At 65.1% G+C, this 13,788-nt stretch carries 11 protein-coding genes and 1 riboswitch; of the genes, 3 read left to right on the top strand and 8 right to left on the bottom strand.

Annotation, left to right across the window (positions count from 1 at the left end; genetic code table 11):
* Positions 1–97: 97 nt before the first annotated feature.
* The 4 genes from ahcY to BLT65_RS15545 form a co-directional block, all read right to left on the bottom strand.
* Positions 98–1,519, bottom strand: a complete 1,422-nt coding sequence (ahcY, locus tag BLT65_RS15560) for an adenosylhomocysteinase (protein ID WP_042315540.1) — start codon at positions 1,517–1,519, stop codon at positions 98–100.
* A 31-nt stretch (positions 1,520–1,550) separates the two neighbouring features.
* Positions 1,551–1,665, bottom strand: a riboswitch (S-adenosyl-L-homocysteine riboswitch).
* A gap of 49 nt (positions 1,666–1,714) precedes the next feature.
* Entirely contained in the window at positions 1,715–2,524 is an 810-nt protein-coding gene (locus BLT65_RS15555) for a glycosyltransferase family 2 protein (protein WP_091778905.1), read from the bottom strand.
* 92 nt (positions 2,525–2,616) lie between these two features.
* A complete protein-coding gene (locus BLT65_RS15550; RefSeq protein ID WP_091778903.1) occupies positions 2,617–3,339 on the bottom strand; it encodes an LrgB family protein in 723 nt (240 codons plus the stop codon).
* A 24-nt stretch (positions 3,340–3,363) separates the two neighbouring features.
* The gene (locus BLT65_RS15545; RefSeq protein ID WP_091778901.1) at positions 3,364–3,855 is read right to left on the bottom strand and encodes a CidA/LrgA family protein; all 492 of its coding nucleotides are present in this window, start codon (positions 3,853–3,855) and stop codon (positions 3,364–3,366) included.
* Between the two features lie 114 nt (positions 3,856–3,969).
* Here BLT65_RS15545 and BLT65_RS15540 point away from each other — a divergent pair, with 114 nt between their 5' ends.
* Positions 3,970–4,929, top strand: a complete 960-nt coding sequence (locus tag BLT65_RS15540) for a LysR family transcriptional regulator (protein WP_091778899.1) — start codon at positions 3,970–3,972, stop codon at positions 4,927–4,929.
* A gap of 65 nt (positions 4,930–4,994) precedes the next feature.
* On the opposite strand, the gene BLT65_RS15535 is transcribed toward BLT65_RS15540, so the two are convergent.
* Both BLT65_RS15535 and BLT65_RS15530 read right to left on the bottom strand, forming a co-directional pair.
* Positions 4,995–6,779, bottom strand: a complete 1,785-nt coding sequence (locus BLT65_RS15535) for an OmpA family protein (RefSeq protein ID WP_091778897.1) — start codon at positions 6,777–6,779, stop codon at positions 4,995–4,997.
* A gap of 181 nt (positions 6,780–6,960) precedes the next feature.
* On the bottom strand, positions 6,961–8,601 hold the full coding sequence (locus BLT65_RS15530) for a GMC family oxidoreductase (protein WP_091778895.1): 1,641 nt from the start codon (positions 8,599–8,601) through the stop codon (positions 6,961–6,963).
* 309 nt (positions 8,602–8,910) lie between these two features.
* Here BLT65_RS15530 and BLT65_RS15525 point away from each other — a divergent pair, with 309 nt between their 5' ends.
* Positions 8,911–10,584 carry an isovaleryl-CoA dehydrogenase gene (locus BLT65_RS15525; protein ID WP_091778893.1) on the top strand — a complete coding sequence of 558 codons (1,674 nt, stop codon included), beginning with the start codon at positions 8,911–8,913 and terminating at the stop codon, positions 10,582–10,584.
* Between the two features lie 39 nt (positions 10,585–10,623).
* A complete protein-coding gene (locus BLT65_RS15520; RefSeq protein WP_091778891.1) occupies positions 10,624–12,042 on the top strand; it encodes a coniferyl aldehyde dehydrogenase in 1,419 nt (472 codons plus the stop codon).
* 9 nt (positions 12,043–12,051) lie between these two features.
* Here BLT65_RS15520 and BLT65_RS15515 read toward each other — a convergent pair whose 3' ends face one another.
* Complete coding sequence (locus tag BLT65_RS15515; protein WP_091778889.1) at positions 12,052–12,387, bottom strand: EscU/YscU/HrcU family type III secretion system export apparatus switch protein; 336 nt, start codon at positions 12,385–12,387, stop codon at positions 12,052–12,054.
* Positions 12,384–13,781, bottom strand: coding sequence for a flagellar hook-length control protein FliK (gene fliK / locus BLT65_RS15510; protein ID WP_091778887.1), 1,398 nt, complete (start codon positions 13,779–13,781; stop codon positions 12,384–12,386). Before fliK ends, BLT65_RS15515 begins: the two co-directional genes overlap by 4 nt.
* Between the last annotated feature and the right edge of the window lie 7 nt (positions 13,782–13,788).

Here is a 13,788-nt window from a genome sequence, read left to right as displayed (position 1 = left end):
CATCAGCCGATGCAATGCGTCGCATGGGCGTGCGCTTCGTCCGGTGCAGCCGCGTGCCGAAGCAAGCGGCTGCACCTGTCATGCCGCTTTTTGCGGCTTAATAACGGTAGTGGTTCGGCTTGAACGGACCGTTCTTGTCGACGCCGATGTAGCCAGCCTGTTCCGTCGACAGCTCCGTCAGGTTCGCGCCGATGCGCGCGAGGTGCAGGCGCGCGACCTTCTCGTCGAGCTGCTTCGGCAGAACATAAACCTTGTTCTCGTACTTCGCGCCGTCGACGAACAGTTCGATCTGCGCGAGCGTCTGGTTCGTGAACGAGTTCGACATCACGAACGACGGGTGGCCCGTCGCGCAGCCCAGGTTCACGAGGCGGCCTTCAGCCAGCAGGATCACGCGCTTGCCGTCCGGGAAAATGATGTGGTCGACTTGCGGCTTGATGTTTTCCCACTGGTACTGGCGCGTCGACGCAACGTCGATTTCCGAGTCGAAGTGGCCGATGTTGCAGACGATCGCGTTGTTGCGCATCGCCTTCATGTGATCGTGGTTGATCACGTGGTAGTTGCCCGTTGCCGTCACGAAGATGTCGGCGTGCGGCGCAGCGGCTTCCATCGTCACGACGCGGTAGCCTTCCATCGCGGCTTGCAGCGCGCAGATCGGATCGATTTCCGTGACCCACACCGTAGCGCCCAGACCGCGCAGCGATTGCGCGCAGCCCTTGCCCACGTCGCCGTAACCCGCCACAACCGCGATCTTGCCGGCGATCATCACGTCGGTTGCGCGCTTGATACCGTCGACGAGCGACTCGCGGCAGCCATACAGGTTGTCGAACTTCGACTTCGTGACGGAATCGTTCACGTTGATCGCGGGGAACGGCAGACGGCCTTCCTTCTCCATCTGATACAGGCGATGCACGCCCGTCGTCGTTTCTTCCGTGACGCCCTTGATGTGCGCGAGGCGCTTCGAGTACCACGTCGGGTCGACTTCGAGATGCGCAGCAATCGACTTGTACAGCGCGACTTCTTCTTCGTTGGTCGGCTTCGAGATCACCGAGCGATCCTTCTCGGCCTTCGAACCGAGGATCAGCAGCAGCGTTGCGTCGCCGCCGTCGTCGAGGATCATGTTGGCGAACTCACCGTTCGGCCATTCGAAAATGCGGTGCGAGAATTCCCAGTATTCGTCGAGCGATTCGCCCTTGAACGCGAACACGGGCGTGCCGGCCTTCGCGATGGCGGCGGCGGCGTGATCTTGCGTCGAGAAAATGTTGCACGATGCCCAGCGAACGTCCGCGCCCAGCGCGGTCAGCGTCTCGATCAGCACGCCCGTTTGAATGGTCATGTGCAGCGAGCCCGCGACGCGCGCGCCCTTCAGCGGCTGCTGCGTCTTGTACTCTTCGCGGGTTTGCATGAGACCGGGCATTTCAGTCTCGGCGATGGTGAGTTCCTTGCGGCCCCAGTCAGCCAGCGACAGGTCGGCAACAACGAAATCCTGGGAATTTTTGGAATCCATAACTGCGGCGTTCATCACGCCCTCCTTTCTAAAAATGACTAGAAATTTGACGTGAGCGCCGTTCGATGCGGTTGGTTTGTTGGCGCGGCGCGCGTCCAATCCTTCCGATTGAAAGCCTTCGAGCCTGGCGGGTCGAACCCGTCGCAACGCTCCTCGAAGACGAACGGCGATTGTAGCAAAACGAGATGGCTTGCGGTATGACGATTCAGCTTATGCCGATTGATCTGGCGGTGAATCTGCGCCCGGTTGCGCACTCAGATGTGGTGCGAGTTCGACACCGCGTAATTCCTTGATCGCTTCATACGCGCGGCGTACGAAGCGCCAGGACGCTTCGCGGGTCGAGTTGACGAGTTCGTCCGACGCCTGGAGCATGCCCATCGAAATGCGGAAATACCGTTCTGCGTGGATATTCGGGTGGTAGTGCATGCGCACGCGCTTGTGGTCGTCGAGCCGGGGATTGCCGAAGATATTCAGTAGCGCCAGCGAAAACGCGCCGTCCTCGCCGCCGTGACGCCGAAACACGTCATCGAGCGGAAATCCGCCGAACGCAGCATAGACGGAGCGGCGGATCACAAGGCTGCTCGGCACCGTGTTGCTCAGCGTCGCCGCGTGAATGTCGAATTGCGGATGATCCGTGATGTCAGCGGGAAAGCCGCAATATTCGACGTCGAGGCGAATCGAGGGCTGACCCGGATGATCGTGCAGGAAGGCGGCGGCCGCAGCGAGCGCGTGCGGCATGTATTCGTCGTCGGCGTCGATGAAAGCCAGCAGCGGGTGCGACGCATGCATCGCGCCCCAGTTCCGCGCGCGTGCTGCACCGCCGTTTTGCGGCATGCGCAGCAGTTCGATCTGCGGATACTGCTGCGCGTATTGGGCAGCGATGTCGGGCGAAGCGTCACGCGAGCCGTCGTCGATCACGAGAATCTGCGCGGCTTCGGGCTGCGCGATGCAGCTATCGAGCGTGCGCGCGAGCGTCCGTTCAGCGTTGAAGCAGGGAATGATGACGGAAATGGGAAGCATCGCCTGGACCGGTCTCTAGAATCAACGACACCGGCAATCATAGAGCGAGCGCGCCGCCGTTCATCCCAAATTAGTTGCCGATCCCCGCTACGTCAAAGCGGAAGCATCCCAAACAGCGGGGCGAGCAGCACCATCACTACACCGGCGATCATCATTGTCAGGCTCGCGACGACGCCCTCTTCGCTGCCCAGTTCGCGCGCCTTCGCGGTGCCGACGCCATGCGCCGCCGCGCCGAACAGCGCGCCGCGCGCGAGCCGTGTGCGCAGCGGCACGAGCGCGAGCACGAGTTCACCGAACAGCATCCCGCAGACGCCCGTCGCGATCACGAACAGCGCAGTCAGGTCCTTCGGCGCGTGAATCTTGTCGGAGACGGCGAGCGCGAAAGGCGTCGACACCGAGCGCGTCATCAGGCTGCGCTGCAGTTCCGGCGACAGATGCAGCAGCTTCGACAGCGCGAGCGAGCCGCCCACGGCAACCACGATGCCGACCGTCACGCCGACGGTGAGTGAAATCCAGTGCCGCCGCAGCAGATCGCGGTATTCGTAGATAGGCACCGCGAATGCGACTGTGGCCGGGCCGAGCAGCCACATCAGCCAGCGCGTGTCCTGAAAGTAGACAGCGTACGGAATCCGCGCGATAACGACAATCGCGGCCAGCACCGCGGGCACGGCGAGAAGCGGCGTCAGCCACGGCGATCTGAAGCGCGCATACAGCGCCTTCGACGCGAAATAGAGCGCCACCGTCAGCACGAAACAGCCGGCGGCGATGAGCCGGGAAGCGTCGTCGGCGAAAAGGGACGTGTAGAAGGCGCTCATCGGCGGAACGGTCCGGAACGTGGATTAGAGGAAGTTGCGGCTAACAGGACGACGTTCGACGGGCGAGCGATGAACCATCACGCGGCGCAGCGCGAGACGGCGTTCGAGCCGCGCGGCCTGTTCGACGGCGAATGCAACGGCCACCATCACCATCAGCGTGCCCGCGACCACGACGATCGCGAGACGCCAGCCGTCTTCGCGGAACAAGCCACCGTACTGGACCGCCGCGACCGCAGCGGGAATGAAGAACAGCAGCATGTCCGACAGCAGCCAATCGGCGCCCGCCTTCACCCAGCGCGGCGCGACGCCGCCGCAGAACAACAGCGCGAGCAGCGCGACGAGGCCCACGACGCCGCCCGGCACCGGCAAGCCAAAGCGGCGCACGACGTAGTCGGCGGCGAACCAGACTGCGGCGATCCCGGCGCTCTGCACGGCGATCCGGCCGATCTTCGCGACGGGCGACGTCGCATCGAGGCGGACAGTAGCGGCAAGACGGGCGATCAGCGGCGAGATCATGGCAAACCCTAGGTGACATTTGGATGAGATTCAGTATAGGGTGCGGTGCAACATAAATATAATGACTTAGAATTATCTACTTCATTCCAAATTGGAATTCCGAGGGCTACGAACATGGAACTGCGCGCGCTCCGCTATTTCGTTGAAGTCGTGCGGCAACAGAGCTTCACCGTCGCCGCCGAGCAGATGTTCGTCACGCAGCCGACCATCAGCAAGATGGTGAAGTCGCTGGAGGACGAAACCGGCTCGCCGCTGCTGCTGCGCGACGGCCGGCAAATGGTGCTGACGGATGCCGGACGCATCGTTTATCAGCGCGGCCAGGACGTGCTCGCCGCCTACGCGCAGTTGCAGGCCGAACTGCACGACCTCGACAAACTCGGGCGCGGCGAGCTGACGATCGGCATTCCGCCGATGGGCGGGTCGCTGTTCACGCCCGCCATCGCTGCGTTCCGTCAGCGTCATCCGAAGATCGAGCTGAAACTCTTCGAACAGGGCTCGAAGGCCATCGAAGCCGCGCTGATTTCCGGCGAACTGGAACTGGGCGGCGTGCTGCAACCCGTCGACGACATGATCGACGTGCTGCCGATGAGCCGCCAGGTGCTGTGGCTCGTCGCGCGTCAAGGCTCGCGCTGGGATGAACTGCAGGAAGTGCCGCTCGCCGATCTCGCCAGCGAGCCGTTCGTCTTCTACGGCGAAAGCCTCGCGCTCAACGACGTCGTGCTGACGGCGTGCCGCACGGCCGGTTTCGCGCCGACCATCGTCGGACGCAGCGGGCATTGGGATTTCATGGCGGCGCTGGTGCTGGCAGGCGTCGGCATTGCGCTTCTGCCCGCGCCGTATTGCCGGCGGCTCGACGCGGCGCAATTCACCTGCCGGCCCGTCGTCGCGCCGGAGATTCCGTGGGAAATGGCGATCGGCTGGCGGCGCAAGGGTTATCTGTCGCATGCGGCGCGCGCATGGCTCGAGGTCGCGCGTGAAACGCTGCCGGGACTGACCACCGACAACTTCACGCACCCGCTGACCTTCGATTCGCCCACGACTACGCCGGATCGCGTGAAACCGCCACTGAAATGAAAAATGCCGCCCGGTTTGCACCGGGCGGCATCGTGTTTTGAGTCTTTGCGCTTAAAGGCAACGCCTTACTTGGTCTGAACCTGCGCTTGAGCCTGCGTCGTCTGAGCTTGCACCTCGCTGAATTCGATCCGGCGATTCGCGAAGCGTCCGCTTTCCGTCGCGTTGCTCGCCACAGGACGGACGTTGCCGTAGCCCTGCGCGACGAGTGCATCGGCGGGCACGCCGGCCTTCACGAGGACGGCGCGCACGGCGTCGGCACGTTCCTTCGACAGCTCCAGATTCGCCGCTTCGCTGCCGAGGTTATCCGAGAAGCCCGCCACTTCGAGCTTCAGCGCGTGGCCGCTCGTCGCACACGACTTGAGCAGTTGCGCGGACTGGTTCAGATCGTCGAGTGCGGACTGCGGCACGTGCGCGTCTCGCGATGCGAAATTGACGACCTGCAGGTTCAGCGTCTTGACGACATCCGCGCCTGCGCACGACGCGCCCAGCGACTTCGCCGCGTTCTTGAACGACTGCGCGGCGTTCGCAACAGCTTGCGCCGCATCGAATGCGCTCACCTGATATGGCGCGCCGAACAGCGACTTCAGACGATCGAGCCAGCCCGATTTCGCATCGGCGACCGTGCCGCTCAGTTCGACGCGCGTGCCGTCGATCTTCATCTCCGCACCCGGCGTCGACAGCAGCGGCATCAGCGCGTCGATCTGCGCGAGCCAGTCGGCAGCCTTACGGTTTTCGTCGACGGTGATGTCGGCGTTGAAGTTGCCGGCGCCGAACTTCTTCGTCAGCGCGTTCAGCAGCGCCGATTTTTCGGCAACGTTCTGGACGATCGCGGTAAGCGTCGGCTTGCCCTTCCCGTCTACAGCGACGATCAGCTGCGAGTCCTTCGCGACGGCGGGTGCCGCTTCAGCTTCGACCTTGCCGACGGCGCTGGCCGCGTCGTCCCGCGGTGCTTGCGACGCGGGCTGCGCATCTGCTTGCGTCGCGGCGCCCGGCGCTTCAACCGTAGCTGCGGCGGCATGCTGACCGAGGAAACTGGTCGCCGCCGGACACAAGGCCAACGCCACCCACGTCAGCATCGCAGCGATCGCGCCGATCAGCGCGGACAACGCGGCCATGCCAAACCAGTGCTTCGCCTTCGGGCCGACATGGCGCACTTCGCGCGCGGGCGGCGCAACGGAGATCGCCGTGGCGGACAACGCGGGTTCGGCGGGAGCGCGCGCGGTCGTCGGCATGGGCGCCGCGGCGGGATGCTCGAAATGCGACGACACGGCGCGCACCTGCGAGCCGATCGTCTGCGCGAAGGCAGCCGCGCCGCCCAGGCCCAGAACGGTCGTGAGGCCGTCGTTCAGAAACGGCGCAATGGTCTGCAACTGCTGGCCGAGCAAGGTCGGCAACTGACCGATGTTGCCGCGATGCTCGAGAATGTGGCGCTTGAGCACGCCCATCAGAATGCTGCCCGCAATGCCCGATACGGCATGCGTCGCGTGCGCGGGCACGCCTGTTTGCATCGACACGGTGTCGCTCAGTCCGTCGATGCGGCGCTCGAACGAATGCTCCAGCAACTGACGTCCCGTCGACGACAGTTGCGTGACACCCGTCGTGCTAGCGAAGAGGCGAGGCAGCTGTTCGGCGACATCCGCGTTGACTTCCTGACCGAGGATCGTCGCGAACAGCGCACGCGCGCCATCGAGCGTTGCGCACTTGTTCAGCAGGCCGGCGACTAGCGCAGGCGTGGTGACGTCCACGACTTTTGTCGTTGCTTCCGGCGGCAATCCGAGGCAGTTCGACAGCTGTTGAACCACGGTGTCCGGCAACGCAGACCGGACCAGTTGAATCACATTGACACTCATCGATTCGTTTCCCTGAATTTCGAACGCGCGCCCATGCGCCCTTCGTTGGGCCGCGATTATAGGAGCGGGGAAATCTCAGAATTGAAGCGATCAATGTTTTTCAAACTTTATCGGAATTCTCTTACGGCGCTTTTTGCGCTTTATCACAATCGACGGCGTGCATCGCTGGAATCACGTCGCTTCACGTGGTGCGCGCCGGCTCGTCGGCGGTTGCCGGAATCGGCGTACCACGGCGCGTGGCGGCGATGAAATCGGCGGCACGCTCGCCGATCATCACCGTCGGCGCATTCGTGTTGCCGCCGATCAGCGTCGGCATCACGGAAGCATCGACCACGCGCAGACCCGTCACGCCGCGCACGCGCAATTGCGTATCGACGACGGACCGCTCGTCGCCGCCCATGCGGCATGTCGAAACGGGGTGATAGATCGTATCGGCATGCGCGACGATCGTCGCGCGCAATTCGGCGTCCGTCTGGCCATGCCGCGTATAAAGCTCGCGGCCGCCGCACAGCGCGAGCGACGGTGCGTCGAGAATGCGCCGTGACAGATGCACGCCTTCGACCAGCAGGTCGAGATCGCGTGGATCGCTGAGAAACGCCGGATCGATGACAGGTGCTTCGCGCGCATCGCTGCTCGCCAGCGTGACGGAGCCACGGCTATGCGGACGCAGCACGCACACGTGCAACGAATAGCCGTGCCCCCAATGCATGTGGCGGTTGTGATCGTCGACGAGCGCGGTGCAGAAGTGCAGTTGCAGATCGGGCCGGTCGAGCGTCGGCCGGCTTTTTAGAAAGCCGCCCGCTTCCGCAACGTTGCTGGTCAGCATGCCGCGCCCGCTGCGCAGATACGAGACAAAGCCCGGCACCATCTTCGCGAAACCGCGCAGCGAGAAGCCGATCGTTTGTGCCGACGACACGCGCTTGTTGATCGTGAAATCGACGTGATCCGTGAGATTGCGCCCGACCTCGGGCGCGTCGTGCAGTACGGGAATGCCGAGCGCGCGCAGATGATCGGCGGGGCCAATGCCCGAGCACATCAGCAGTTGCGGCGAGTTGAACGTCCCCGCCGACAGCACGACTTCCGCGCGCGCCTCGATCGTCTGCGTGACACCGCCTCGGATCACTTCGACGCCCTTCGCGCGCTTGCCGTCGAACACCACGCGCAGCACTGCCGCGTCGGCGATCGTGTGCAGGTTCGGACGCGAGCGGCCGTAGATATAAGCGCGCGCAACGCTCCAGCGCTGCCCGTCGCGCTGCGTCACCTGATAGAAGCCGACGCCTTCCTGCTGCGTACCGTTGAAGTCGTCGTTGCGCGGGAAGCCCGCTTCGACGGCGGCTCTCACGAAGCGATGCGAAAACGGATTCTGAAAACGCAGGTTCGACACGTTGAGCGGACCGTCCGCGCCATGCAGCGCATCGGCGCCGCGTTCGTTGCCCTCGGCGCGGCGGAAATACGGCAGCACGTCGTCGAACGCCCAGCCATCGCAGCCAAGACGCGCCCAGTCGTCGTAATCGAGCGGATGGCCGCGCGTGTACACCATCGCGTTGATCGCGCTCGATCCGCCGAAGCCGCGTCCGCGCGGCTGATAACCGCGCCTGCCACCGAGGCCGGGTTGCGGCGTCGTCAGATAGCCGTAGTTGGTCTTGCGCCGGAACGGCACGACGGCCGCGACGCCGAGCGGCATGTTGACGAACAGATTCCGCTCGGTGTGCGGGCCGGCTTCGATGAGCGCGATGGTCGCATCGGGACATTGCTCCGCGAGACGCCCGGCGAGCGAACAGCCGCCCGAGCCTGCGCCGACGATGACGTAGTCGTATTGCATCCGCTCCTCCTATCGACCGCGCTGAATTGCTGGCGGCATCTGTCTCATGCACACTTGTCTACGTGCGTTTGTCTGCGCATTGTAGGGAGCACCAGACGTTCGCGTGTTGCCGGCGTCAGAGCGATCACTCTAAACGGAACCCGCGACGCACCCCTATGATGAAAGGTGCTGTCCGCGCCCGGCACCGCGTGTGGACCTCATTCAAACACGGTCTTTCGCGCATCGTCTTATACGCATATGGCTTGCGCGCGCCAATAAAACAGCGCACTACACAACGGCTGGCGCGCGTGCATCGAATGGAGACATCAGATGGAACGGTTCGGCCCCGGCAACACGCATGAAGTGACCAATCAGGTCCCGCCGCTTGCGAACTACAACCTGTTTGCAAGCGATGCCGCGCTGGCCGCCGCCGTCGAGCGCGAAGGCGCGACGTGGCATCGCGAGGCGCTCGCGCGCGACGGCGCCGCGCTGACACAACCTGATGTGCTCGCGCTCGCGGATCTGGCGAATCGCCACGCGCCCGAACTCACGAGCTTCAGCCCGCGCGGCGAGCGCATCGACGCGCTCGAGTTTCATCCTGCGTGGCATACGTTGCTGAGCCTGCTGCGCCGCGAAGGACTGCACGCGTTGCCCTTTTCCGATCCGCAGCCTGGCGCGATGGTCGCGCGCTGCGCGGGCTACTTTCTGCACGCGCAACTCGAATCCGGCTCGCTATGTCCGTTGACGATGACCTTCGCCAGCATTCCCGTGCTGCAACGTGAGCCGGCACTATTCGCGACGCTTCGCGACAAGTTGTATTCACGCGTGTACGATCCGCGCGACGTCCCGCTCGATCAGAAGATTTCGATGATGATCGGCATGGGCATGACCGAGAAGCAAGGCGGTTCCGACGTGCGAAGCAACCGCACGCAAGCGTTCGCGGCGAACGGCGGCGGACGCGGCGCGGCGTATCGGCTGGTCGGCCACAAGTGGTTCTTTTCCGCGCCGCAGTGCGACGCGCATCTGGTGCTCGCACGCACCGAAGATCAGGAAGCGCTGTCATGCTTCTTCGTACCGCGCTTCGCGCCTGACGGCAGCAAGAACGCCGTGCGCGTGCAGCGCCTGAAGGACAAGCTCGGCAACCGTTCGAACGCCAGCAGCGAAGTCGAATTCTTCGACGCCCACGGCGTGATGATCGGCGACGAAGGGCGCGGCGTGCCGACCATCATCGAAATGGCGAACTACACGCGGCTCGACTGCGTGATCGGCAGCGCGGCGCTGATGCGCGCGGCGCTTGTGCAGGCGATCCACCATGCGCGGCATCGCAGCGCATTCGGCCGGCATCTCGCCGATCAGCCGTTGATGCGCAACGTGCTCGCCGATCTGTCGCTCGAAACGGAAGCGGCAACGGTGTTGTTCATGCGCCTCGCGCGCGCGTTTGAAGACACCACGAACGCCCCCGAAGAACGCGCGTGGCGGCGTCTGGTCACGCCCGCTGCGAAGTACTGGGTTTGCAAGCGCACGCTCGAATTCACAGGCGAAGCGATGGAAGTCTGGGGCGGCAACGGCTACGTCGAAGAAGGGCCGATGGCGCGCTTTTACCGCGAAGCGCCCGTGAACTCGATCTGGGAAGGCTCGGGCAACGTGATGTGTCTCGACGTGCTGCGCGCGATGGAACGCGAGCCCGATGCCGCACAGGCTTTGCTCGCCGCGTGGCGCGACGTGGCGCAAACCCATCCCGCGCTGAACGCGGCGCTCGAAGGTCTGATGCGCGCGCTGACGTCGGCACCTGAAACGCGCGAGGCTTCCGCGCGCCGCATCGCGCAACAGATCGTGCTGATCGCGCAAGCGGTGCTGCTCGCGCAGCATGCGCCTGCCTTCGTCGCCGATGCGTTCATCGCGACGCGGCTCGGCGATGGCTGCGGCGAAAGCGGCCGCGTGTACGGTACGCTGCCCGCCTCGTTCGACCACAAGGCGATCGTCGATCGCGCGTTCACCGGCTGACTTCACGCAGTACACAACAACATAGGGAGACACAACGAAATGAAGAACGACCGGCCGGATATCGCGGCCCTGGAAGAGCTTTTGCGCGAACAGCGCGCCGCGTATCTGCGCGCCCCGTATCCGACATGGGATCAGCGCGCCGCGCATCTGAAGGCATTGCGCGAAGTGCTGCTCGACAATCGCGACATGCTCGCCGATGCGATGCACGCCGACTTCGGCAATCGCGCGAAAGAAGAAATCCTGCTGGCCGAATTTCTGCTCGTGAAAGAGGAAATCGACGGCGCGCTGCGTCACGGCAAGCGCTGGATGAAAGCGCAGCGTCGCGCGACCAACAAGTGGCTCCTGCCTGCCCGCGCGAAGGTCGTACCGCAGCCGCTCGGCGTCGTCGGGATTATCGTGCCGTGGAATTATCCGGTGCTGCTGGCGGCCGGGCCGCTCATCAGCGCACTCACGGCCGGCAATCGCGCGATCATCAAGATGTCGGAGCTCACGCCGCGCACGTCGCTGCTCTTCGAGCAACTCATCTCACAGACCTTCGCCCGCGATCACGTCGCCGTCGTGAACGGCGACGCCGCGCTCGCAGCCGCATTCAGCGCACAGCCATTCGATCATCTGCTGTTCACGGGCTCGACGAAGGTCGGCCATGAAGTGATGCGCGCCGCCGCCGCGCATCTGACGCCCGTGACGCTCGAACTCGGCGGCAAGTCGCCCGCCATCGTCGGGCCGCAGGCGCGCTTCGACTACGCCGTCGACAGCATCGTCGCGGGCAAAACGCTCAACGCGGGACAAACCTGCATCGCGCCGGACTACGTGCTCGTGCCGCGCGGCAAGGAGCAGGCGTTCATCGAGCGGGCACGCTTGCGCATGGCGCGGCTGTATCCGGATTTCGCGCGCAACCCCGATTACACGTCGATCATTTCGCCGCGTCATTTTGAGCGCCTGCAGCGTCTCGCCGACGAAGCACGCGAACAGGGCGCACAACTGCACGCGCTCACCGATGCCGCACCCGATGCGAGCGCGCGCCGCTTTCCGCTCGTCGCCGTGACGCAAGCGCCCGACACATCCACGCTGATGCAGGAGGAGATTTTCGGGCCGTTACTACCCGTGATTCCCTACGATTCGCTCGACGACGCCATCGCCTATGTCAACGCGCGCCCTCGTCCGTTGTCGCTCTATCTGTACGACGACGACAAGGCGGCGATCGCGCGCGTCACGCATGAAACCATCGCGGGCGGGATGTCCGTCAACGAAACGCTGATGCATCTTGCGTGCGAAAGCTTGCCGTTCGGCGGCGTCGGCGCAAGCGGGATGGGCGCGTATCACGGGTACGAAGGCTTCGCCACGTTCTCGAAGATGAAGCCGGTGTTGACGCAGGCGCGCTTCAACGCGCGCGGCCTGATCGCGCCGCCGTACGGCAGACGCGTGCGGGCGCTGCTCAGTCTGATGATGCGGTTCTGACGCCGGGCGTCAAAGCTCGCTGGACGTGTCGGGGGGAATGTCGGTGGCAACCACGTCGATGACGGGTGAATCATCGCCAGCACCGCTCTCCAGCCGATGCAGCCACGCGAGCAATTCCGCGACGGCCTGATACAGGCGCGGCGGAATGCGCGAGTCGACGTCGACCTGCATCAGCAGCGACACCATTTCGGGCGATTGATGCACGTACAGGCCCGCTTCCTTCGCGCGCTGCACGATCATCTCGGCGACGATCCCGTAGCCTTTCGCGACGATGCGCGGCGCGTCGTCGTGACCGTGCGAATCGTAGACCAGCGCGGCTGCGCTCCTGCGACTGGTGCGGCTCATTGCATGTCCCAGTCGAAATCGAGGTTGTCGGCGGCGTCGTGCTGCGCGGACTTGTCCGCCGTCGTGCGCGCATACGCCGATGCCGCAGCGGCAGCCGCCGCAGCGTTGCCCGCCGGCGTGCTTCCGCCGATTTCGAGGATCGACAGGCCGCTCAGCTCGATGCCCGCCTGCGCGAGGCGCTGGCGGAAGGTCTCGCCCTGCGCCGCGAGCCGCGCCGCGCCGCCGGGGCTCGCCTGCACGCGCGCGACGAGCCGCGAGCCCGTCAGCGTGAGGTCGGCGTCGACGGTGCCGAGCGAAGGCAGCGACAGCGTGAGGCGCGTGCGCCAAGGGTATTCGTCGTCGGCGGATGCGGCGCCGTTGCCGCTGCGCCGCCATTCATCACCTTCCTGCTCGATCGTCCAGTCGAGGCGGGCGCCCGGCCACGCTTCGCCCGTCCAGCGGAATTGCCCCGTCGCGAGCAGGTCGAGTTGCTGGCGGACGAGGGGAATCGTCGCGGGATGCAACGCCGCCGCCATTGATTGCTGTTGGCGCGCGCTGGCATCGTCCATGCCCGCTGCTGCATGGGCCGGCGCCGGGTTCTGCGTCGATTGCGTGGGCTGATCGGGCGTGTCGATGATGTCGTGCGTCGCCAGATCGAAGGTCGTGAAGCGCGCCGACTGGGTGTGCGGGCCTTCAGGTGTACCGCGCGCAGCGGCGACGGCGGCCGCAAATGCCGCGGCACCCGTGTTGCCCGACGGGCGGCCTTGCGCCCATGAGTTCGATTCGTCGGCGTCGTGACTCAAGTCGAGCGGCGTTTGCGACGCCGCGTCGGCAAGGCGATTCTGTGGCTCGCCCGCAAGCGATTCGACGGGTCGTTGCCCCGACAGCCACTGCGCGAGATGCGATTCGTAGAAGAGTCCGCTTTCGTCGACGGTACGCCTGAGCGCCGCCGCCAGCTCGGCGACGGGCAGAGGCGCGGCGACGATGTTCGCCGCCGCGTCCGCGCCGTGCGCGGCATTCGCGCCGCCCGTGTTCTGCGCCGTCGCGGCACCCGCCGCGGCGTTACCGGAAGCCGCGGCCTGCGATGCGTTCGCGCCCGTGTCGAAGAGCGGCAGAGGCGCGATGTCGATGGCGGGCGCGGCGGGCCAAACGGGGAGCTGCCCGACCAGTGCGGGCGTCGCCTCGCCGCCGGAGCGCGTGATCGCGTCGAGTGTCAGTGCGACGGCCGACAGCACCGTCTGCGCGGACGCCGGCAACGGCGCGGGCATCATCGCGATGGGCGCGCCGGGCGGCTGCCTGACGTTCAGGGACGCGTCGGTCTGCGCGGTCGTCGCGCTGGATCGCGAGCCGAGGGGAAGCAGGCTGTCGATGCGGCTAGCCAGCAGCGAGGCCACCGCCGTGTCGATTCCGTTCATCCCCGCT

The sequence above is a fragment of the Paraburkholderia steynii genome, assembly GCF_900100565.1.
Taxonomy (GTDB): Bacteria; Pseudomonadota; Gammaproteobacteria; order Burkholderiales; family Burkholderiaceae; genus Paraburkholderia; species Paraburkholderia terrae.
The sequence above is the reverse complement of the archived record's forward strand: the minus strand, read 5'-3'. Positions and strand labels throughout refer to the sequence as shown.